Source organism: Agromyces sp. NPDC055658, from assembly GCF_053618155.1.
In genome coordinates, this window is sequence record NZ_JBSHHD010000030.1 from 25,411 (window position 1) to 45,667 (window position 20,257).

Here is a 20,257-nt window from a genome sequence, read left to right on the forward strand (position 1 = left end):
CCTTGACCCTCGTCGAACCCGCTCGTTAGCCTGCGGACACGCGGGGCCACGCGCTCGCGGACATCGGACGACGCAGACGAAGTGGACGACGAAGGGGTCTGACATGGCGAAGCACGGAGATGAAGAACTCGGGATGTCGGCGGGCATCAGCCGGCGCGACCTGCTCAACGGCATGGCCGTCGCGGCCGGCGCGGCGGCGCTGACCGCGGTGCCCGGCGGGGCGGCGCACGCCCAGGCGGGTGGCGGGCATGCGGCGGCGAGCCGGCCGCGGCAGACGGGGCTCGTGGGGCAGACCGACTCGGCTCGACAGGCCGGGCACGGCGCGACGTTCGGCGGCGCCGACTTCGGCACGCCCAAGCGCACGGGGGAGGCGTACGACCTCGTCGTCGTGGGCGGCGGGGTGAGCGGGCTCGCGGCCGCCCACTTCTACCGCAAGCGGTTCGGTGCCGAGGCGCGCATCCTCGTGGTCGAGGCGCTCGCCGACTTCGGCGGCCACCAGCACCGCAACGAGTTCTCGGTGCGCGGGCGCACCCTGCTCAGCAACGGCGGAATGGTGAACCTCGACAGCCCCGACACCTGGAACGCGCCGTCGCTCGAGCTCATGGACGACCTCGGCATCGACTTCGCGGAGCTCGCGGAGGGCGTCGACACCGGCCTCTACGGATCGATGGGGCTCACGAACGGCTACTTCTTCCCCGAGGAGTCGTTCGGCGCCGACACCTTCCTGCGGCGGGCGCCGGGAGAGTCCACCGCGTCGCTCGTGTCACGCCTGCCGCTCTCGCAGCAGGCCCGCGACGACATCATGCGCATCGAGACGTTCGACGACGACGTGCTGCCCGGGCTCAGCGATGCCGAGAAGAAGCAGGCGCTCGCCCGCATGACCTACCGCGAGTACCTGCAGAACCTCGTCGGCGTCGGCGACGAGGCCCTCGTCTACTACCAGAAGCGCCCGCACGGCCTGTGGGGCGCCGGTATCGAGGCCGTGCCCGCCGGCGACTGCTGGGGCGTCGGCTATCCGGGCTTCGGCGGCCTCGGGCTGAGCCCCGAACCGTATCCCGGCATCGGCCGGACGCCGGCGATGTCGCTCACGACGACCGACGAGGAGCTGTACTACTTCCCCGACGGCGGCGCGACCGTGTCGCGACTGCTCGTCTCTCGGCTCGTCCCGCAGGCGTTCGGCGGCGTGCAGACGCAGGAGAGCATCATCGGCGCCTCGGCCAACTACGCGCTGCTCGACCACCCGAAGTCGCCGGTCCGCATCCGCCTCAACAGCATGGCGACCGCCGTGCGCCACCGCGCCGGGACGAGCGGGCCGATCGACGTCGACTACGTCAACGGCGGCACGGCGTACCGGGTCGAGGCGAAGCACGTCGTCATGGCGTGCTGGAACGCGGTCTCGTCGTACATCGTCGACGGGTTGCCCGCCGAGCAGGTCGAGGCGATGCGCTACGGCGTGAAGGTGCCGCTCGTCTACGCCCGCGTCGCGGTGAAGAACTGGACCGCGTTCGCCGACGCCGGCGTCTCGCGGGTCACGCCGTACAACCACTTCTGGGACAGCCTCGGCCTCGCCACCCCGACCGACCAGGGCGGCTACCGATCGGCGCGCGACCCCGAGGAGCCGATCGTCGTCACGCTGTCGAAGACGCCGAACCTGCCGGGCGAGCGCATCACCCGCGACCAGCACAAGGCCGGTCGCCGCGAGCTGCTGCAGGTGACATTCGCGGACTTCGAACGAGACATCCGCGATCTCATGCAGCGCGCGCTCGGCGGCTTCGGGTTCGAGGCGAAGCGCGGCATCGCTGCGATCACCGTGAACCGCTGGTCGCACGGCTACGCCTACGAGTACAACTCGATCGCCGACCCCGCGATCTTCGGCCCGCTCGAGCAGCAGCCGTTCCAGGCCGCGCGTCGTCGGCACGGCAACATCACGATCGCGAACTCCGACGCCCAGGCGTTCGGCTACACGCACGCCGCCGTCGACGAGGCGAGCCGCGCGGTCGCCGAGCTGAGCTGACGGGATGCCTCGCGGATGAGCCCGCCGGTGCGCGCCGGCGGGCTCAGCCGCGGTACCACTCCTCGTCGATGCTCGCGAGGCGCGACGGCATCGTCTCGTCGCCGAGTCCGAAGAACCGCTGGAAGTTCATCATGAGGGGCCGCCAGCGCCCGGGGTCGATGCGGTTGGCGTGGCCGGGCATCCGCAGCGACTCGACCACGTGCACACGGGTGATGCCGAGTTCGACCGCCAGCAGGCTCGCCTCCGCCGTGGTCGCCGCGCCGCCCATCGGGTGGATCGTGACGACCCGCCCCTCCAGGTGCACGGGGAACTCGGCCACGCGCGGGGGCGCGACCGTCTCGGCCGCGATCGGCCGCACACCCGCTTCGGCGAACTTGTCGCGCACGTGCCGGTAGCCCGCCGCAGCCTTTCGGTCGGGGACCGGATTGCGGCCGGTCGTGAGGGCGAGCCGGTCGACCGCGTCGACGCCGGCGATCGAGGGCAGGTTGATCACCGCCTCGCCGTTCGCCAGGAGATTGCGGCCCGTCTGGCTGCGCGCCGCGACGCCGAGCATCGCGGTCTGGCCGAGCCACCACACCGACGAGTTCGGCGCGAGATTCGGATGCCCCTCCTCGTCGACGGTCGAGAGCAGCGACACCTGGCTGCCGAAGTAGAGGATCGCGGGCGAGATCGGCGCATGCCGGGTGCCATGCGCGTGGGCGTCGAGCGAGGTCACGGTTCCCATGGGCGGCCTTCCTGGTCTGGGACTCCAGCCTCGCGGGCCGCGCACCGGGTGTCCGGCGAGTTCCGGACATGGCGTCGGCGGCGCCCGCGCCCGGGTTCTCCCCGGCGCTACGGTGGTCGGATGGACGTCCCATCGATGACCGGGCGCCGGTCGGGCGACACCGTGCGCGTGCGTGCAACGAAGTGGGACGGCTCGCCGCACTGGGCGTTCGACGGCGTCTGGCTCGGCGCCGACGAGCACGGCGAATGGATCGGCTTCCCGCCGGGCACGCGATTCGCGCGGCCGGGCGCGGAGTTCACGGCCGACTGGCCGTCGCTCACGCTCGTCACGCCGTCGGGCTGGGTGCCGGCCTTCAACCTCGGGCATCCGCGCGGACTCGGCACCTACGTCGACCTCGCCACGGTGCCCGAATGGCGCGCGGATGCCTCGGGCTTCACGGTCGCGTACGTCGACCTCGACCTCGACGTGGTCGAACGCGACGGCGAGGCTGCGTTCATCGACGACGAGGAGGAGTTCGCCGAGCATTCGGTGCGCTTCGGCTACCCCTCCGAGCTCGTGGCGCGGGTGCGTGCCGACGCCGACGGGGTGCTCGGGGCGGTGCGGCGCCGCGAACCGCCGTTCGACGGCGCGACCGCGGCGGCGTGGTTCGCCGCGCTCGCCGCACTGCCCGCGTTCGGATAGCGCCGCGGCGGACGTCGGCAGCCGTCAGCGGCCGGCGAGCCTCGCGACGAGCGGGCCGAGCACGGCGGCGTGCTCGTGCGACATCGTGACGTACGAGACGCCGGCGACCTCCCGCAGCCGCTCGAGGTGGGCGGCGTCGCGGTCGACGTCGCCCGAGAGGAGGGCCGCCGCGTCGGCCTCGCGCAGCCCTTCGGGCGTCAGCCCGAGCCGCGTCGACAGCCACTCGGGCAGGGACTCGCCCACGCCGGCGATCTGCAGCGCGATCTCGAGGTCGGCGCCCGCCCGATCCCGGGCGCGGGTCGCGAGCGCGGCCACCTCGTCGACCGTCGCGGTCGGCGGCACGGCGAGGGCGAGCGTGCGCGCATGGGCGCCGGCGAGGCGCAGCATCCGGTCGCCGTTGCCCGCGATCACGACCGGCAGGTCCGGCAGCTCGGCGTGCACGGCGATCAGCGCCCGCTCGACCGCGTCGACGCGCCGGCCGGGCGCACCCCAGTCGACGCCGAGCCGGAGGGCGTCGTGCTCGCCGCCGGGGCGCCCCGCGCCGAGGCCGAGCTCGAATCGCCCGCCCGCGAGCTCGTGCAGGGTCGACGCCTCGCGTGCGACGGCAGCCGCCGACCGCAGGGGCGCGGCGAGCACCCACGTGCCGAGGTGCAGCCGCTCGGTCGTCGTCGCGGCGGCCGCGAGTGCGAGGAACGGGGAGGCGGTACCGAGCGTGTCGGGCACGAGCAGCGACGAGAAGCCCGCCTGCTCGAGCTCGCGCGCAGTGGCGCCCCAGACGGCCGCCGTGCCGCGTCGCCCGACGACGGCGCCGAATCGGAAGGAGTGGTGGGTCATGCCTCGATCCTGCGCGAGCCGCGCCGGCCGCACATCCGCCCGGCGGCGACACTGCGCGTACTCCGTCGGAGGTAGGGCGCGGGTGACGAGCGGCGGCGGGTTCGCATCACTGGTCGTGTGGTCGTGTGGTCGTGGCCGTGTGGCCGTGTGGCCGTGTGGCCGTGTGGCCGCGTTCACCGGAGGGACGATCCCAGCTGGTCGGGCGGGGATCAACGCGCGATCCGGCGCGTGCGCTGCCGACGACCCGACGTCGCCTACGGCTCGAAGCGGTACCCGAGGCCCGGTTCGTTGAGGAAGTGGCGGGGCTCCGACGGCACCGGCTCGAGCTTGCGCCGCAGCTGCGCGACGTAGAGCCGCAGGTATCCGGCGTCGTTCGCGTGATACGGGCCCCACACCTCGCTCAGCAGCATCTCGCGCGTGAGCAGCCGCCCGGGGTGCTTGAGGAACAGCTCGAGGAGCCGCCACTCGGTCGGCGTCAGGCGAACGGATGCCTCGCGGCCGCCGCCCTCGGATGCGACGGGCCGCACGACCCGGGCGGCGAGGTCGACCTCCAGCTCGCCGACCCGATGCACGGCCGCCCCGTCGCCGTCGTCGGCCGGCCGGCGCGAGCGCGCACGGATGCGGGCGAGGAGCTCGTCCATCGCGAACGGCTTCGTGACGTAGTCGTCGGCACCGGCGTCGAGCGCCTCGACCTTCTCGCCCGAGTCGGTGCGCCCTGACAGCACGAGGATCGGCACGCTCGACCACGCCCGAACGGCACGGATCACGTCGATGCCGTCGACCTTCGGCATGCCCAGGTCGAGCAGGATGAGATCGGGGTGCCCGTTGGCCGCCTGGTCGATGGCCTCGGCGCCGTCGCGCGCGTGCAGCACGTCGTACCCCCTCGCGGCGAGCGTGATGCGCAGGGCGCGCTGCAGCTGCTCGTCGTCGTCGGCGAGGAGGATCCTCATCGCGCCTCCTCGGGTGTCGCGGGTGGGCGGGCGTCGCGGTCGGCGGTCACGGCCGGCAGGGTGACCACCATCGTGAGTCCACCGCCCGGTGTGTCCTCGACCTCCAGTGTGCCGTCCATGCCCTCGACGAACCCCTTCGACAGGGCGAGTCCGAGTCCGAGCCCGGTCTCGTTGTCGGTGTCGCCGAGCCGCTGGAACGGTGTGAACACCTCGTCGCGGCGCTCGGGCGGGATGCCCGGACCCCGGTCGACGATGCGCAACTGCACGTGACCGCGGAATCCGGACGCCGCGAGCCGCACCCGCTCACCCACGGGGGAGTGCCGCACCGCGTTCGCGAGCAGGTTCACGACGACGCGCTGCAGCAGGCCCGCGTCGGCGAGCAGTTGCGGCGCATCGTCGGCGAGATCGAGTTCGACCTCGCCCGGCCCGAGCCCGAGCTCGTCGAGTGCGGGGAACACGACGTCGGCCGCCTCCACCGGTGCGAGCCGCACCGCGAGCGCCCCGGCCTGCACGCGGCTCACGTCGAGCAGGTTCGTGACGAGCTCGGCGAGCGAGTCGAGGCTCTCGGCGGCCGTGTCGAGCAGCTCCTGCCGCTCGTCGTCGGGCAGCCGTACCTCGGCCGACCTCAGCGCGCTGATGGCGGCCGAGGCAGAGGTGAGCGGTCGTCGCAGGTCGTGCCCGACCGCGGCGAGCAGCGCCGAGCGCACCCGGTCGGTCTCGGCGAGCGCGTCGGCGGTCTCGGCGGCACGGGCGAGCGCGCCGTGCTCGAGGGCCGCATCCATCTGGGTGGCGATGACCTGCAGCAGGCGCCGCTCCGAGGTATCGGGGTCGTGTCCGTGCAGCTCGAGCACGGCGCGGTCGGCGATGGGCAGCAGCGTGACGCGGTCGTCGTTCGAGGGCTCGCCGTCGGCGACGACCGGCTCGCCGTCGACCAGGAGCCGCACGCCCGTCAGACCGAACGCCTCGCGCGTGCGGGTGACCATCGCCTGCAGGGCGTCCTCGCCGCGCAGCACGCTGCCGGCCATGGTCGCGAGCATCTGCGACTCGGCGGCCGCTCGCCGCGCCTCTCGGGTGCGGCGGGCGGCCTGGTCGACGACGTAGCTCACGAGCAGCGCGTTGGCGACGTAGAAGACGAGGGCCAGCAGTTGGCGCGGCTCGGCGATCGTGAGCGTGTAGAGCGGTTCGATGAAGAGGAAGTTCAGCGTGAGGCCCGAGAGCACGGCCGCGAACAGGGCCGGCCAGATGCCGCCGATGAGTGCGACGACGATGACGAGCAGCTGGTACGCGAGCACGTCGCTCGTGATCGACGACTCGGTGTGGAAGCGCGTCAGCACCCAGCTGAGCAGCGGCCCCGCGACGAGCGCCACGACGAATCCCATCACGAGCCGCGTGCGGCCGAGCGCGCCGCGCGCGAGCCGGGGCAGCGAGACCGCAGCACCGGCTGCGGCGTGGGTCACGATGTGCACGTCGATGTCGCCGGACTCGCGGATCACCGTCGCGCCGATGCCCGGCGGTGAGAACGCGGCCGCGAGGCGCGACCGGCGGCTGACGCCGATGACGAGCTGCGTCGCGTCCATCGACCGCGCGAACTCGACGAGCGCACGCGGCACGTCCTCGCCGACCACCTGGTGGAACGTGCCGCCCAGCTGCTCGACGAGCGTGCGCTGGGCGTCGAGCGCGCCGGGATGCCTCGCCCGCATGCCGTCGGGGTTCGTCACGTGCACGGCGATGAGCTCGCCGCCCGACGCGCGGGCGGCGATGCGGGCGCCGCGGCGCAGCAGGGTCTCGCCCTCGGGTCCGCCCGTGAGCGCGACGACGACGCGCTCGCGCGCCTCCCACTTGCGGTCGATGCCGTGCTCGGCCCGGTACTTCTTGAGCGCCTGGTCGACCTCGTCGGCGAGCCACAGCAGCGCGATCTCGCGGAGCGCGGTGAGGTTGCCGAGCCGGAAGTAGTTCGACAGCGCGGCGTCGATGCGCTCGGCGGGGTAGACGAGGCCGCCCGAGAGCCGGTCGCGCAGGGCCTGCGGCGACAGGTCGACGACCTCGACCTGGTCGGCGGCGCGCAGCACCCGGTCGGGGATGGTCTCGCGCTGCGGCACTCCCGTGATCTGCAGCACGACGTCGCCGAGCGACTCGATGTGCTGCGTGTTCACGGTCGAGACGACGTCGATGCCGGCGTCGAGCAGCTCCTCGACGTCCTGCCAGCGCTTCGCGTGGCGCGAGCCGGGGGCGTTCGTGTGGGCGAGCTCGTCGACGAGGGCGACCTCGGGCCGGCGCGCGAGCACCGCGTCGAGGTCCATCTCGTCGAGGGTCACGCCCCGGTGCTCGATCGCGCGTCGGGGCACGATCTCGAGCCCCTCGGCCATGTCGGCGGTCGCGCGCCGCCCGTGCGTCTCGACGAAGCCGACGACGACGTCGTGCCCCTCGCCGACGAGTCGCCTGCCCTCCTCGAGCATGGTGTAGGTCTTGCCGACGCCGGGAGCGGCACCCAGCAGCACCCGCAATCGCCCCCGCTTCATGTGGTCAGTCTCCCACCAGCGCTGCGAGCGCGAGGTTGAGCTCGAGCACGTTCACGGTCTCGTCGCCGAGGTAGCCGAGGTCGCGCCCCTGCACGTGGGCGTCGACGAGCTTCGCGACCTCGGCCTCGGGCAGACCGCGCACCTCGGCCACGCGGGCGACCTGCCGGCGCGCGTACTCGGGACTGATGTGCGGGTCGAGGCCCGAGCCCGAGGCCGTGAGGGCGTCGGCGGGCACCGCGTCGGGCGAGACGCCGTCGGCCGCGGCGACCTGCGAACGGCGCTCGCCGATCGCCGAGACGAGGTCGGGGTTCTCGGGGCCGAGGTTGCTGCCGCTCGACGCGCCGCCGTCGTAGCCGTCTCCGGCCGCCGACGGTCGGGGCTGGAACCACCCGGGCAGGGGCGCGCCCGAGGCATCCGCGAACGATTGCCCGATGAGCGACGAGCCGACGACCTCGCCGGCGGCGTCGTGCACGAGCGAGCCGTTCGCCCGGGCGGGCAGGGCGAGCTGGCCGATCGCGGTGACGAGTGCGGTGTACGCGACGCCGAGCACGAGGGTGAAGACGAGCATCGCGCGGAGCGCGACCCAGTGGGTGCGGAGGGTGGTGCGGGTGGAGGCCATGCGAATGTTCCTTTCGGCCTAGAAGCCCGGGATGAGGCTGATGACGAGGTCGATGAGCTTGATGCCGATGAACGGGGCGATGATGCCGCCGAGTCCGTAGACGAGCAGGTTGCGGCTGAGGATCGAGCTCGCGTCGCCGGGCCGGTACTTCACGCCGCGCAGTGCGAGCGGGATGAGGAAGACGATCACGATCGCGTTGAACACGATCGCCGACAGCACCGCCGACGCGGGGGAGTGCAGTTGCATGAGGTTGAGCGCCTCGAGTCCCGGGAACACGCCCGCGAACATCGCCGGGATGATCGCGAAGTACTTCGCGACGTCGTTCGCGATCGAGAACGTCGTGAGCGCACCGCGCGTGATGAGCAGCTGCTTGCCGATGCGCACGATGTCGATGAGCTTCGTCGGGTCGCTGTCGAGGTCGACCATGTTGCCGGCCTCCTTCGCGGCCGACGTGCCGGTGTTCATCGCGACGCCGACGTCGGCCTGCGCGAGCGCGGGAGCGTCGTTCGTGCCGTCGCCGGTCATCGCGACGAGGTTGCCGCCCTCCTGTTCGCGGCGGATCAGCGCGAGCTTGTCCTCGGGGGTGGCCTCTGCGAGGTAGTCGTCGACGCCCGCCTCGGCGGCGATGGCCTTCGCGGTCAGCGGGTTGTCGCCCGTGATCATGACGGTGCGGATGCCCATCGCGCGCAGCTCGGCGAACCGCTCGACGAGGCCGTCCTTCACGATGTCCTTGAGGTGCACGACGCCGAGCAGACGCGGTGCCGACCCCGGCTCGTGCACCGCGACGACGAGCGGGGTGCCGCCGCCGGCCGAGATCGCGTCGACGCGCCGGGCGAGTTCGCCGGCCGTCGCACGGTCGATCGGGGCGGATGCCTCGACCCAGGCCGTCACGGCCGAGCCCGCGCCCTTGCGCAGGATCGTGCCGTCGGCCAGGTCGAGCCCCGACATGCGGGTCTGCGCGGTGAACGGCACGACCTCGCCCTCGGGCGCCGCTTCGAACCGGTCCCCACGCCCACTCCACGCATCGCTGGCGCGCTGCGCGGAGCCTCGGGGCGCGGGGGCCCAGCCGCGGCTTGCGGCGAGCTCGACGATCGACGACCCCTCGGGGGTGGGGTCGGCGAGCGAGGCGAGCGCCGCCGCCCGCACGAGCTCGGCCTCGTCGATGCCGGGCATCGGCACGAACTCGCTCGCCCGGCGGTTGCCGTAGGTGATGGTGCCGGTCTTGTCGAGCAGCAGCGTGGTGACGTCGCCCGCGGCCTCGACCGCGCGGCCAGACATCGCGAGCACGTTGCGCTGCACGAGGCGGTCCATGCCGGCGATGCCGATCGCCGAGAGCAGGGCGCCGATCGTCGTCGGGATGAGGCACACGAGCAGGGCGACCAGCACGGTGATGCTGACCGGCGACGCCGCGTACGAGGCGATCGGGTTGAGCGTGAGCACGACCACGACGAACACGATCGACAGGCTCGCGAGCAGGATGTTCAGCGCGATCTCGTTCGGCGTCTTCTGCCGGGCGGCGCCCTCGACGAGGGCGATCATGCGGTCGACGAAGGTCTCGCCGGGCTTCGAGGTGATGCGCACGACGATGCGGTCGCTCAGCACCCGGGTGCCGCCCGTCACGGCAGAGCGGTCGCCGCCCGACTCGCGCACGACCGGTGCCGACTCGCCCGTGATGGCCGACTCGTCGACCGAGGCGATGCCCTGCACGATGTCGCCGTCGCCCGGGATGAGCTCGCCGGCCGAGACGACGACGAGGTCGCCGAGCCGCAGGTCCACCGACGAGACGTCGGTCGGGGCGCTGCGTTCGGCCAGGGCGTCGGACACCTCGTCGTACGCGTCGACGCGGTGTGCGATCGTCGACATGCGGGTCTTGCGCAGGGTGTCGGCCTGCGCCTTGCCCCGGCCCTCGGCGACCGCCTCGGCGACGTTCGCGAAGATCACGGTCAGCCACAGCCAGGCGGCGATCGCCCAGGTGAAGCTCGGCGGCACGGCGCTGCCGCCAGAGGTGCCCGGGCCCCCGAGGAAGGGCTCGGCGATCGCGAGCGCCGTCGTCAGCACGGCGCCGGCCTCGACGAGGAACATGACGGGGTTGCGCCACATCTGCCGCGGGTCGAGCTTGCGCAGCGCGCCCGGCAGGGCGGTGACGAGCTGGCGCAGACCGAACGGGGCCTTCGGCCTCGGGTGCGGGTGCGGGTGGTGCTCTTCGGTCGCGCCGGCGGAGGCCGAGGCATCCGAACCGTGCGAGGCGGTGGTGAGCGACATGACTAGCTGAGTCCTTCTGCGAGGGGTCCGAGCGTGAGCACGGGGAAGTAGGTGAGGGCCGTGATGAGCACGGTGACGCCGACCAGCAGACCGACGAACTGCGGCTTGTAGGTCGGCAGGGTGCCGGCGGTCTCGGGCACCTTCCGCTGCGCGGCGAGCGAGCCGGCGAGCGCGAGCACGAACACAATCGGCACGAACCGGCCGAGCAGCATCGCGACGCCGAGCGCGGTGTTCAGCCACGGCGTGTTCGCGGTGAGTCCCGCGAAGGCCGAACCGTTGTTGTTCGACGCGCTCGTGAAGGCGTAGAGCACCTCGCTCATGCCGTGCACGCCGGGGTTCCAGATCGAGACGTGTTCGACGTCCTCCCGCACGCCGGGGATCGCGAAGCTCAGCGCGGTGCCCGCGAGCACGAGCGTCGGCGTCACGAGGATGTAGAGGCTCGCGAGCTTGATCTCGCGCGGGCCGATCTTCTTGCCGAGGTACTCGGGGGTGCGGCCGACGAGCAGGCCGGCGATGAACACCGCGATGACCGCGAGCACGAGCATGCCGTAGAGGCCCGAGCCGACGCCGCCGGGGGCGACCTCGCCGAGCATCATGTTGAGCATCGGCATCATGCCGCCGAGGGCGGTGAACGAGTCGTGCATCGAGTTGACGGCGCCGGTCGAGGTGAGCGTCGAGGTCGTGCCGAACAGGGTCGATCCGAAGATGCCGAAGCGCGCCTCCTTGCCCTCCATCGCGGCACCGGCGAGCTGCGGCGCCGTGCCGTTGCCGGCCGCCTCGAGCGCGCTGAGGGTCACGAGCGAGACCACGTAGAGCGTCGCCATGACCGCGAGGATCGCGTAGCCCTGCCGGTTCGAGCCGACCATGCGGCCGAATGTGCGGGGGAGCGCGAACGGGATCGCGAGCATGAGCACGACCTCGAAGAGGTTGGTCCACGCGGTCGGGTTCTCGAACGGGTGCGCCGAGTTCGCGTTGAAGAAGCCGCCGCCGTTCGTGCCGAGGAGCTTGATGACCGCCTGGCTCGCGACGGGGCCGCCGGGCAGCTGCTGGGTGCCTCCGGCGAGGGTCGAGACCTCGGTGAACCCGTTGAAGTTCTGCACGACGCCACCGACGACGAGCACGATCGCGCCCACGATCGAGAGGGGCAGCAGCAGCCGGAACGCGCCGCGCACGAGGTCGACCCAGAAGTTGCCGATCGTCGCCGAGCCGCGTCGCGCGAAGCCGCGCACGAGGGCGACGGCGATCGCGATGCCGACGGCGGCCGAGACGAAGTTCTGCACCGCGAGGCCCGCGAGCTGCACGGTGTAGCCCATCGTCAGCTCGGGCGAGTACGACTGCCAGTTCGTGTTCGCGACGAACGACGCGGCGGTGTTGAAGGCGAGCCCCTCGGGCACGGCCGGCAGGCCGAGCGAGTACGGCAGCACGGCCTGCATGCGCTGCAGCGCGTAGACCAGCAGCAGCCCGACGAGCGAGAACGCGAGCACCCCGCGCAGGTACGCGGGCCACGACTGCTCGCCGCGGGGGTCGACCCCGATCAGGCGGTACAGGCCGCGCTCGACCTTCAGGTCGCGGTCGCTCGTGTAGATGCGGGCCATGTAGTCGCCGAGCGGGCGGTACAGCAGGCCGAGGACGAGTGCGAGGGTCGCCGCCTGCGCGACGGCGAGGAGGGCCGCCATCAGAAGCGCTCGGGTTTCACGAGTGCGACCACGAGGTAGACGACGGCGGCGACGCCCAGCGCGGCGGCGAGGAGCTCGAACACGATCACAGCTTCTCGACCCCCTTGGCGATGAGGCCGACGACCACGAACACGGCCAGGATGCCGAGGAGGTAGACGATGTCGAGCACGGAGACTCCAGGGTTCGGGATCCGCCCCGCTCACGCGGCGGCGGGCAGCGCCCCTGCGCTGCACCCCCGATGCAACACCGCCCGGGATGCCTCGCGGCCGATCCTCACGGACCCCTAACGCCCGCCCCGCGCGGTGCCTACGCCCTGCTTACTCGACCGGGGCCGAAGCGGAGGCGGCGCGCAGCGCCTCCCATTCGGTGAGGAGCTCGGGCATCTTGCCCTCGATGAAGCGGAAGAACGCGACCATCTCGCCCGTGCGCCGGGCACCGGCGGATTCGGGGTCGCCGATCGCGTCGATCGCCTGCGCGGCGGTCTCGGCGAAGGTGCCGTAGACCGAGTTCTTGCCGGCGAGCGCCGTGTACCACGCGTCGTCGAAGATCTCCCAGCGCTCGCGCCGGCTGCCCGGATGCGGCATCCGGTGGATGATGCCGAGGGAGCGCAGGTACCTGACCGCGCCGGAGATCGCGGCGGCGCTCACGCCGAGCGACTCGCCGAGTTCGGCGGCGGTGAGCCCGCCCTCGTCGGCGACGAGGAGCGCCATCAGCACGCGCGCCGGCATCTTCGGGAAGCCGGCGGCCGTGAGCACGGCGGCCGATTGCTCGACCGCCGTGCTCAGTGCCTGCTCGTCGCGTGCCATCCTTCGATTCTTCCAGTCCAAGGTCGGGTCAGGCGCCCGAGGCGAGCTCGCGCCGCCGCATCGACACGACCGCGAGCGCCGCGGCGAGGAGTCCGATCGCGATCATCCAGAAGCCGCCCGACCAGTCGATGTCGTCGCCGGTCGGCACCGGCGAGTGGGTGAACGGCGAGAGGTCGACCATCCAGTCGGGCGCGCCGAGCAGCGGACCGAAGACGCCGACGATCGCTGCGACGCCGACGATGGACCAGCCGAGGCCGATCGTCCACCGCGGCAGCAGCGCGAACACGAGCAGGGTCAGGCCGAGGAAGACGAGCGAGACCGGCAGCTGCGCGAGGGCGGCCTGCGAGATGAGCGGCACCAGGTCCGACGGGGTGTTCGACGCACCGGAACCGGCGAGCCCGCCGAGCCAGGCCGCGGCGAGCACGACCACGATCACGAGCACGCCGACGAGCCAGTACTCGAGCAGCCATCGCATGCGCGGCACCGGCGTCGCGAGCACCTGTTCGGCGGTGCCGTGCGCCTCCTCCTGGCGGGCGCGGATCGCGACCTGCACGGCGCAGCACGCGGCGAGGATGCCGATGATGCTGAAGAACATCGCGATGAACGCCTGCTCGAGCGTCGCCCCGCCGCCGAGGGCGGCCTGCAGGGTGTCGACGACCTGCGGGACGTCGCCGCTGACTTCGTCGATGAGCCCCGACAGCGAGCTCGCGGTGAGCCCGGCGACGGCCGCGCCGACGGCCCACGCGATGAGCGTCGAGACGTTGAGCCGCCAGGCGAGCCCGAACGAGCTCGACAGGGCCCAGCTCGCCGACGCGCGCCCCTTGCGGCCGGGCAGCAGGCTCGCGCCCTGGTCGCGCACCGACTGCAGCGCGAACACGATCGCGACGAGCACCACCGAGACGCCGAGCGCGAGCAGGAGCGGCCACAGCTCGTTCTCGACGAACGCGCCCGTCGCCTGCCCCCAGCCGATGGGCGAGAGCCAGCTCGGCCAGGCCGGGGTGACGTGCAGCAGGTCGTCGGACGGCGTGCCGGCGGCATCCCCGATGCCGCGCAGCAGGTACGCCCCCACGACGACCGCGACGCCCGCGCCGTTCGCCCCGCGCGAGGTGCGGAACAGCTGGGCGGCGAACAGCCCGATCGCGACGAACGCCATGCCCGTCGCGGCCATCGCCGCGCCGGTCACCCACGAGCCGTCGGCGTCGAGGCCGGTGCCGATGAGCGCGAGCGCGACGACGAGGCCGAGCACGAGGTTCGCGAGAACGCCGTGCACGAGGGTCGCGACGGTCGGCTTCACACGGCCGGCCGGGGTCGCGGCGATGAGCTCGGCGCGGCCCTGCTCCTCTTCCGCGCGGGTGTGGCGCGTGACGAGGAACGTGCTCATGAGCCCGCCCATGAGGGCGAGCCACGCGAACAGCTCGAAGAACGTGAACGCGCCGAGGTCAGCGCCGTTCGGCGTGCCGCGGAACACGAGGATCGTGCGGCTCGCGGTCGCGACCTGCAGGATCTGGTTGCGCTCCGCCTCGTCGCCGTAGGTGTCGAGCACGGCGGCGACCGACCCGTAAGTGAGCACGCCGATGCCGACGATCCAGAGGGCGAGCTGCAGGCGGTCGCGGCGCAGCCGCTGCCTGAGCAGCGTGCCGAGGGTGCTCATGCCAGCGCCTCCTCCGAGACATCCGTGCGCTCGCGGAGCTCGTCGCCGTAGTGACGCAGGAACAGCTCCTCGAGCGAGGGCGGCGAGACGGTGAGGCCGTGCACGTCGAGGCGGGCGAGATCGGGCAGCACGGATGCCACGCGGTCGCTGTCGACCGTGAAGCTGACCCGCCCGTGGTCGATGAGGAGGTCGTGGGCGTCGGGGATGCGGTCCACCTCGGCCGCGAGCACGGTCGGGTCGATGCCGTCGGCGGCGAACGCGATCTCGGTCCGCGTGAGGTGGCGCAGCTCGGCGAGCGTGCCCGACTCGACGGTCTTCCCTGCGCGGATGATGCTCACCCGGTCGCAGAGCTCCTCGACCTCGGAGAGGATGTGGCTCGAGAGCAGCACGGTCGCCCCCTCCTGGGAGACGCGCGCGATCTCGCGGTTGAAGACCTGCTCCATGAGCGGGTCGAGACCGCTCGTCGGCTCGTCGAGGATGTAGAGCTCGGCGGGCGACGCGAAGGCGGCGATGAGGGCGACCTTCTGCCGGTTGCCCTTCGAGTAGGCCCGGCCCTTCTTTCGCGGGTCGAAGTCGAAGACCTCGAGCAGGCGCTGCTTGCGGGCGGCGTAGCCGGCCTTGTCGTGGGTGCCGCCGCGGAGCCGTGCGAGCAGGTCGATCGCCTCGCCGCCGGTCAGGTTCGGCCAGAGGCTGACGTCGCCGGGCACGTACGCGACGCGGCGGTGCAGCTCGCCCGCGTGCTTCCACGGGTCCTGCCCGAAGAGCGCGGCCGAGCCGCCGGAGGCCCGGGCGAGACCGAGCACGATGCGGATGGTGGTGGACTTGCCTGCGCCGTTCGGGCCGAGGAAACCGTGCACCTCGCCGGCGCCGACCTCGAGGTCGAGCCCGTCGAGCGCGACGGTGCGGCCGAATCGCTTCTCGAGGCCGCTGGCGCTGATCACTGTCGTCATGAGCGCGATGCTACGCCTGATTCACAAATTTGTGAATCTCCCTAACGGAACACTAACGGGAGGGTTCCCGGTCGGCCGAGGAGGCGCGAAGCGCCGTATCGAGACCACCGCCCTGTCGCCGCGCGGTCCCAGGCATCCGCCCCCCGCCTACTCGAGCGCCGCGAACTTCTCGATGTCGCCCTCGGTGCCCGACACGATGATCAGGTCGTGGTTCGACACGACCGTGTTCTCGGTCGCGTACGTGAACGGCTTGCCCGGGCTCTTCACGCCGACCACCGTCACGCGGTACTTCGAGCGCACGCCCGACTCGGTGAGGTTCTTGCCGCGGATCGGCTTCGGCGGGTACATCTTCACGAGCGCGAAGTCGTCGTCGAACTCGATGAAGTCGAGCATGCGGCCCGACACGAGGTGGGCGGTGCGCTCGCCGGCCTCGCGCTCGGGGTAGATGACGTGGTTCGCGCCGATGCGCTGCAGGATCTTGCCGTGCGACGCCGAGATCGCCTTCGCCCAGATCTGGGGGATCTTGAGGTCGACGAGGTTCGCGGTGATGAGCACGGACGCCTCGATCGACGACCCGACCGCGCAGACGGCGATCGAGAAGTCCTGCGCGCCGATCTGCTTGAGGGCGTCGATCGACTTCGCGTCGGCGACCACGGCGTGGGTGACCCGCTCCGACCACTTCTGCACGAGGTTCTCGTCGGTGTCGACGGCGAGCACCTCGCGGCCGAGCCGGTCGAGCTGGCCGGCGGTGGCGGCGCCGAACCGGCCGAGGCCGATCACGAGCACCGGGGCGTCGTGCCTGATCTTGTCAACCAACGATGGGCCTCTCTTCCGGTCGTTTGAACAGTTGGCGGCGCTGGCTCGCGGCGAGTGCCGCGGCGAGGGTCACGGTGCCGACACGGCCCATGAACATCGTCGCGGCCATGACGTAGACGCCTTCGGGCGGCAGGTCGGCGGTGAGCCCCGTCGACAGGCCGCACGTCGCGAACGCGGAGATGACGTCGAAGAGCACGTTCTCGAACGGCGCCTTCGTGATCTGCAGGATCGCGATCGACGCGACCGCCACGATCGTGGCGCCCCACAGCACGACGCTCACCGACAGGCGCAGCATGTCGCGGGGGATGCGCCGGCCGAACGCCTCCATCGAGGGGGCGCCGCGCGCCTCGGCGAAGGCGGCGAGGAACAGCACGGCGAGCGTCGTCACCTTGATGCCGCCCGCGGTCGACGCCGAGCCGCCGCCGATGAACATGAGCATGCTGCTGACGAGCTGGCTCGACCCGTACAGGTCGTGCATGTCGATCGTCGCGAAGCCGCCCGACCTCGTCATCATCGACATGAAGAGGGACTGGAAGATCGTCGGCCCCGCGTCGAGGTGACCGTACGTCTTCGGGTTGGCGTGCTCGAGCAGCAGGAACATCGCCGCGCCGGCGACGAGGAGGATCGTCGTCGTGGTGAGGGTGAGCTTGACGTGCACGCTCCACTTGCGCGGGGTGCGCCAGGCGCGGGCGAGCGCGAAGATCACCGGGAAGCCGAGCGCGCCGAGGAACACCCCGAGCATGAGCATCGTCTGCATCCAGTAGTCGTCGACGAAGGGCTCGAGCCCGCCGGGGTTCGGCGAGAAGCCCGTGTTCGTGAACGCCATCGCCGAGTAGTAGAGGCTGTACCAGATCGAATGCCAGCCGTCGTAGCCCGCCGCGAGCATGCTCGGCAGCAGCGCGACGGCGATGACGCCCTCGATGACCAACGCGCTGACCGCGACGGTGAAGAGCAGTCCGCCGACCTCGCCGAGTCGCACCGCCTGCCGCTCGGCGACGGGGCCGACGTGGATGCGCGACGGGTTGGTGTCGCTCGCGGCCATCAGCTTCGCCCGCAGCCCGAGCCGGCGCGAGATCACGAAGCCGAGCGTCGTCGCGAGCGTCAGCACGCCGACACCGCCGATGTTGACACCGATGTAGACGAGCGCGTGGCCGAACGGCGACCAGTAGGTCGCCATGTCGACCGTCGCGAGGCCGGTCACGCAGATGACCGAGACGGCCGTGAAGAGCGCGTCGTAGAGCGGCGCCGAGGATGCCTCGCCGGCACGCGCGATCGGCAGTGAGAAGAGCACCGTGAACAGCAGGATGAGCGCCGCGAACACGACGATCGCGAAGCGCGACGGCGAGCTCTTCATGAACGCGTCGACGCCGTCGCGAAGACGCCCGAGCCACGAACGCCGGTCGACTCGACCGAGGCGGCTCACCCGCTGTGCGCGCATCGACCCCCCTCGTCAGCCCTACCCGGCGCGAGTGTCATGGTACTCCCCGCCCCGAATGACTACCCTTGGGGCATGGCTGACATCTTCGACGTCGTGGCGGACGCGACCAGGCGAGACATCCTCGCCGTGCTGCTCGAGCGCGAGACGACGGTGCCGCAGTCCGGCGGGGAGATCAGCGTCTCCGAGATCGTCGCCGCGCTCGGCACGAGCCAGCCCACGGTCTCGAAGCACCTCAAGGTGCTGCGCGAGTCGGGCCTCGTCGCGGTGCGCGAAGAGGGCCAGCACCGGTACTACCGCCTCGACCGCGCGCCGCTCGAGACGATCGAAGACTGGCTCATTCCGTTCACGGCATCCGATGCCGCGGCCGATGCCGCGACCCTGGCCGGCGCCGACTCGCACGAGGTGGCGCTGAACGACGATCAGCTCGCCTTCGCCTCGAAGATCGGCAAGGCGTTCGCCGAGACCGCGCACCAGGTCACCGCCGTCGTCAAGCGCAAGTAGCCTCCCGACCCCGGCGGTCGTGCAACGTGCGCCGGCGCGCGTCGCAAGGCCCGGGATTCGGGCAACTTCCGCCAGACTGTCCCGATGAGCATCGTCGCCACCGTCCTCATCGTCGTCGGCATCGTCGGCACCGGAACCGTCTCGGGCGTCTTCTTCGCATTCTCGGGATTCGTCGTGCAGGGGCTCGATCGACTGCCGCCCGCCGACGCCGCCCGGGCGATGCGCGAGATCAACGTGACGGCGCCGCGCCCGCCGCTCATGCTCGCGCTCTTCGGCACGGGGCTCGTGCTCGTGGTGCTCGTCGTGCTCGGGTTCGTCGGCCAGCTCGCCGACGCGACGTGGTGGGTGATCGCGGCTGCAATCGTCTATGTCGTCGGTGCGGTCGGCGTCACCGCGGGCGCGAACGTTCCGCGAAACAACCGCCTGGCCGCCGTTCCCGGGGCGGATGCCGCAGCTCTCGCCGCGGCCTGGCACGAGTTTCGCGCGGCGTGGCTCGCCTGGAACCACGTGCGCTGGCTCGCCTCCGCCGCCGCGTGCGCGGGCCTCGTCGTTCCCCTCGTCGTCCCCCTCGTCGCCCCCTAGGTCCGTCCCGGCCCCGCCCACGCCCCCCACACGATCGAGTCGCCAAAAGACGCTCTTCGGCGAGCGCTGAGGAGCACTTTTCGGCGACTCGCCGGCTGAGGATGGGCGCGCTCGGCGTCAGCGGAGCGGCTTGATCATCTCGAGCTCGAGGCCGCCGGGGGCGAGCTCGTACGGGCGGTCGCGGCCGGTGAACGTGAAGCCGAGCTTCTCGTAGAAGCGGATGGCCCGCGCGTTCGTCTCGTGCACCTCGAGCCGCAGGGTGTCGGCGAAGCCGAGCGCCCACCGCTCGACCGATTCGAGCAGCGCCCGCGAGACGCCCGCGGCGTCGCCGCGGTACCCGGGAGCGACGTAGACGCCGACGAGCATGGGCCCGGTCGCGGCATCCGGAATGTAGCCGGCCATCGTGCCCACCCACCTGGCTCCGTCGATCGCGACCCGCACCGCCTGGTCGGTGTGCTCGCCGCGTGCCGCGCGCAGCCGCCACCCCGCCTCGTCGACGTCGAGCGCGTGCTCGAGCGTCTCGCCGTACGCGATCGGGAAGTCGCGCAGCATCTCGAGGCGCAGTGCGCGCACCGCCTGCCAGTCGTCGGCGGTCGTCGAACGGATCACGAAGTCGGGGCTGTGCATCACTCGACGGTAGCGCGTGAACGAGAACGCTTCGGGAATCGGCTAGACTACTCCGAGGCTTTCTGCCTTCGGCTGCGGCACGCGCGGCCGGCACGATCTTTCTCTGTGAGGTTCTGATGGGTTCCGTCATCAAGAAGCGTCGCAAGCGCATGGCGAAGAAGAAGCACCGCAAGCTTCTTCGCAAGACGCGCCACCAGCGTCGCAACAAGAAGTAGTCGCTCGCGACTGCAGCTGAGCGTCGAGCCCTTCGGGGTTCGGCGCTTTTCGCTGTCTTCGGCGACGTACGATCGAGCCATGGCCCGAGACATCCAGCTCACCCTCATCGGCAAGCCCGGCTGCCACCTCTGCGACGACGCGCGCGAGGTCGTGCAGGCGGTCATGGCCGAGTTCGAGAAGGATGCCTCGCGCAACGTGGCCCTCGACGAGCAGTCGATCCTCGACGACGAGGCGCTGCGCAACCGGTACGCGGAGGAGATCCCGGTGCTGCTCATCGACGGCGAGGTGCACGACTACTGGCGCGTCGACCCCGTGCGGTTGAAGACGGCGATCTGCGCGAAGGCCTGAGCGCACCCAGATCGCGGGGCGCCGTGTTGAGCGTGCCTCATCA

Annotated in this window: 20 protein-coding genes; 6 read left to right on the forward strand and 14 right to left on the reverse strand. The window is 71.8% G+C overall.

All coding sequences use genetic code 11. From position 1 onward, the window contains the following. Positions 1-103 precede the first annotated feature (103 nt). Positions 104-2,014 (forward strand): NAD(P)-binding protein, encoded by a 1,911-nt coding sequence (locus tag ACWGPE_RS14295; RefSeq protein WP_452048940.1) that lies wholly within the window; start codon positions 104-106, stop codon positions 2,012-2,014. A 43-nt stretch (positions 2,015-2,057) separates the two neighbouring features. Here the strand turns inward: ACWGPE_RS14295 and ACWGPE_RS14300 are convergent, their stop codons facing one another. Next, positions 2,058-2,738, reverse strand: coding sequence for a flavin reductase family protein (locus ACWGPE_RS14300; RefSeq protein WP_452048941.1), 681 nt, complete (start codon positions 2,736-2,738; stop codon positions 2,058-2,060). A 120-nt stretch (positions 2,739-2,858) separates the two neighbouring features. On the opposite strand from ACWGPE_RS14300, the gene ACWGPE_RS14305 reads away from it, so the two are divergent. Then, positions 2,859-3,419: a DUF402 domain-containing protein gene (locus tag ACWGPE_RS14305; protein WP_452048942.1), complete on the forward strand. Its 561-nt coding sequence runs from the start codon at positions 2,859-2,861 to the stop codon at positions 3,417-3,419. Positions 3,420-3,443: 24 nt separating this feature from the next. Here the strand turns inward: ACWGPE_RS14305 and ACWGPE_RS14310 are convergent, their stop codons facing one another. The 12 genes from ACWGPE_RS14310 to ACWGPE_RS14365 form a co-directional block, all read right to left on the reverse strand. Next, positions 3,444-4,253 carry an LLM class flavin-dependent oxidoreductase gene (locus ACWGPE_RS14310; protein ID WP_376930776.1) on the reverse strand — a complete coding sequence of 270 codons (810 nt, stop codon included), beginning with the start codon at positions 4,251-4,253 and terminating at the stop codon, positions 3,444-3,446. Positions 4,254-4,507: 254 nt separating this feature from the next. Continuing rightward, positions 4,508-5,203 carry a response regulator transcription factor gene (locus ACWGPE_RS14315; RefSeq protein ID WP_275506114.1) on the reverse strand — a complete coding sequence of 232 codons (696 nt, stop codon included), beginning with the start codon at positions 5,201-5,203 and terminating at the stop codon, positions 4,508-4,510. Continuing rightward, positions 5,200-7,722 (reverse strand): ATP-binding protein, encoded by a 2,523-nt coding sequence (locus tag ACWGPE_RS14320; RefSeq protein ID WP_231428857.1) that lies wholly within the window; start codon positions 7,720-7,722, stop codon positions 5,200-5,202. The genes ACWGPE_RS14315 and ACWGPE_RS14320 overlap by 4 nt, the downstream gene beginning before the upstream one ends. Positions 7,723-7,726: 4 nt before the next feature. Further along, on the reverse strand, positions 7,727-8,341 hold the full coding sequence (gene kdpC, locus ACWGPE_RS14325; protein ID WP_452048943.1) for a potassium-transporting ATPase subunit KdpC: 615 nt from the start codon (positions 8,339-8,341) through the stop codon (positions 7,727-7,729). Positions 8,342-8,359: 18 nt separating this feature from the next. After that, a complete protein-coding gene (gene kdpB / locus ACWGPE_RS14330) occupies positions 8,360-10,603 on the reverse strand; it encodes a potassium-transporting ATPase subunit KdpB (protein ID WP_452048944.1) in 2,244 nt (747 codons plus the stop codon). 2 nt (positions 10,604-10,605) lie between these two features. Then, positions 10,606-12,279: a potassium-transporting ATPase subunit KdpA gene (kdpA, locus tag ACWGPE_RS14335; RefSeq protein ID WP_452048945.1), complete on the reverse strand. Its 1,674-nt coding sequence runs from the start codon at positions 12,277-12,279 to the stop codon at positions 10,606-10,608. Next, positions 12,279-12,368 (reverse strand): potassium-transporting ATPase subunit F, encoded by a 90-nt coding sequence (locus tag ACWGPE_RS14340; protein ID WP_122936024.1) that lies wholly within the window; start codon positions 12,366-12,368, stop codon positions 12,279-12,281. The genes kdpA and ACWGPE_RS14340 overlap by 1 nt, the downstream gene beginning before the upstream one ends. 228 nt (positions 12,369-12,596) lie before the next feature. Beyond that, complete coding sequence (locus tag ACWGPE_RS14345; protein WP_231428853.1) at positions 12,597-13,085, reverse strand: GbsR/MarR family transcriptional regulator; 489 nt, start codon at positions 13,083-13,085, stop codon at positions 12,597-12,599. A 28-nt stretch (positions 13,086-13,113) separates the two neighbouring features. Then, a complete protein-coding gene (locus ACWGPE_RS14350; protein WP_452048946.1) occupies positions 13,114-14,736 on the reverse strand; it encodes an ABC transporter permease in 1,623 nt (540 codons plus the stop codon). Then, positions 14,733-15,686 (reverse strand): ATP-binding cassette domain-containing protein, encoded by a 954-nt coding sequence (locus tag ACWGPE_RS14355; protein ID WP_452048947.1) that lies wholly within the window; start codon positions 15,684-15,686, stop codon positions 14,733-14,735. Before ACWGPE_RS14355 ends, ACWGPE_RS14350 begins: the two co-directional genes overlap by 4 nt. A 147-nt stretch (positions 15,687-15,833) precedes the next feature. After that, entirely contained in the window at positions 15,834-16,502 is a 669-nt protein-coding gene (locus tag ACWGPE_RS14360) for a potassium channel family protein (RefSeq protein ID WP_231428850.1), read from the reverse strand. Then, positions 16,495-17,940 (reverse strand): TrkH family potassium uptake protein, encoded by a 1,446-nt coding sequence (locus ACWGPE_RS14365; RefSeq protein WP_374201060.1) that lies wholly within the window; start codon positions 17,938-17,940, stop codon positions 16,495-16,497. Before ACWGPE_RS14365 ends, ACWGPE_RS14360 begins: the two co-directional genes overlap by 8 nt. 72 nt (positions 17,941-18,012) lie before the next feature. Here ACWGPE_RS14365 and ACWGPE_RS14370 point away from each other — a divergent pair, with 72 nt between their 5' ends. Both ACWGPE_RS14370 and ACWGPE_RS14375 read left to right on the forward strand, forming a co-directional pair. Further along, entirely contained in the window at positions 18,013-18,441 is a 429-nt protein-coding gene (locus ACWGPE_RS14370; protein ID WP_231428849.1) for an ArsR/SmtB family transcription factor, read from the forward strand. 84 nt (positions 18,442-18,525) lie between these two features. Beyond that, positions 18,526-19,023 carry an anthrone oxygenase family protein gene (locus tag ACWGPE_RS14375; RefSeq protein ID WP_452048948.1) on the forward strand — a complete coding sequence of 166 codons (498 nt, stop codon included), beginning with the start codon at positions 18,526-18,528 and terminating at the stop codon, positions 19,021-19,023. A 117-nt stretch (positions 19,024-19,140) separates the two neighbouring features. Here ACWGPE_RS14375 and ACWGPE_RS14380 read toward each other — a convergent pair whose 3' ends face one another. Then, positions 19,141-19,650 (reverse strand): GNAT family N-acetyltransferase, encoded by a 510-nt coding sequence (locus tag ACWGPE_RS14380; RefSeq protein WP_231428847.1) that lies wholly within the window; start codon positions 19,648-19,650, stop codon positions 19,141-19,143. Between the two features lie 116 nt (positions 19,651-19,766). Between ACWGPE_RS14380 and ACWGPE_RS14385 the strand changes: the two genes are divergently transcribed. Both ACWGPE_RS14385 and ACWGPE_RS14390 read left to right on the forward strand, forming a co-directional pair. After that, complete coding sequence (locus ACWGPE_RS14385; RefSeq protein ID WP_003792170.1) at positions 19,767-19,865, forward strand: 30S ribosomal protein bS22; 99 nt, start codon at positions 19,767-19,769, stop codon at positions 19,863-19,865. A 79-nt stretch (positions 19,866-19,944) separates the two neighbouring features. Then, a complete protein-coding gene (locus ACWGPE_RS14390) occupies positions 19,945-20,214 on the forward strand; it encodes a glutaredoxin family protein (RefSeq protein WP_231428846.1) in 270 nt (89 codons plus the stop codon). The last annotated feature ends 43 nt before the right edge of the window (positions 20,215-20,257 follow it).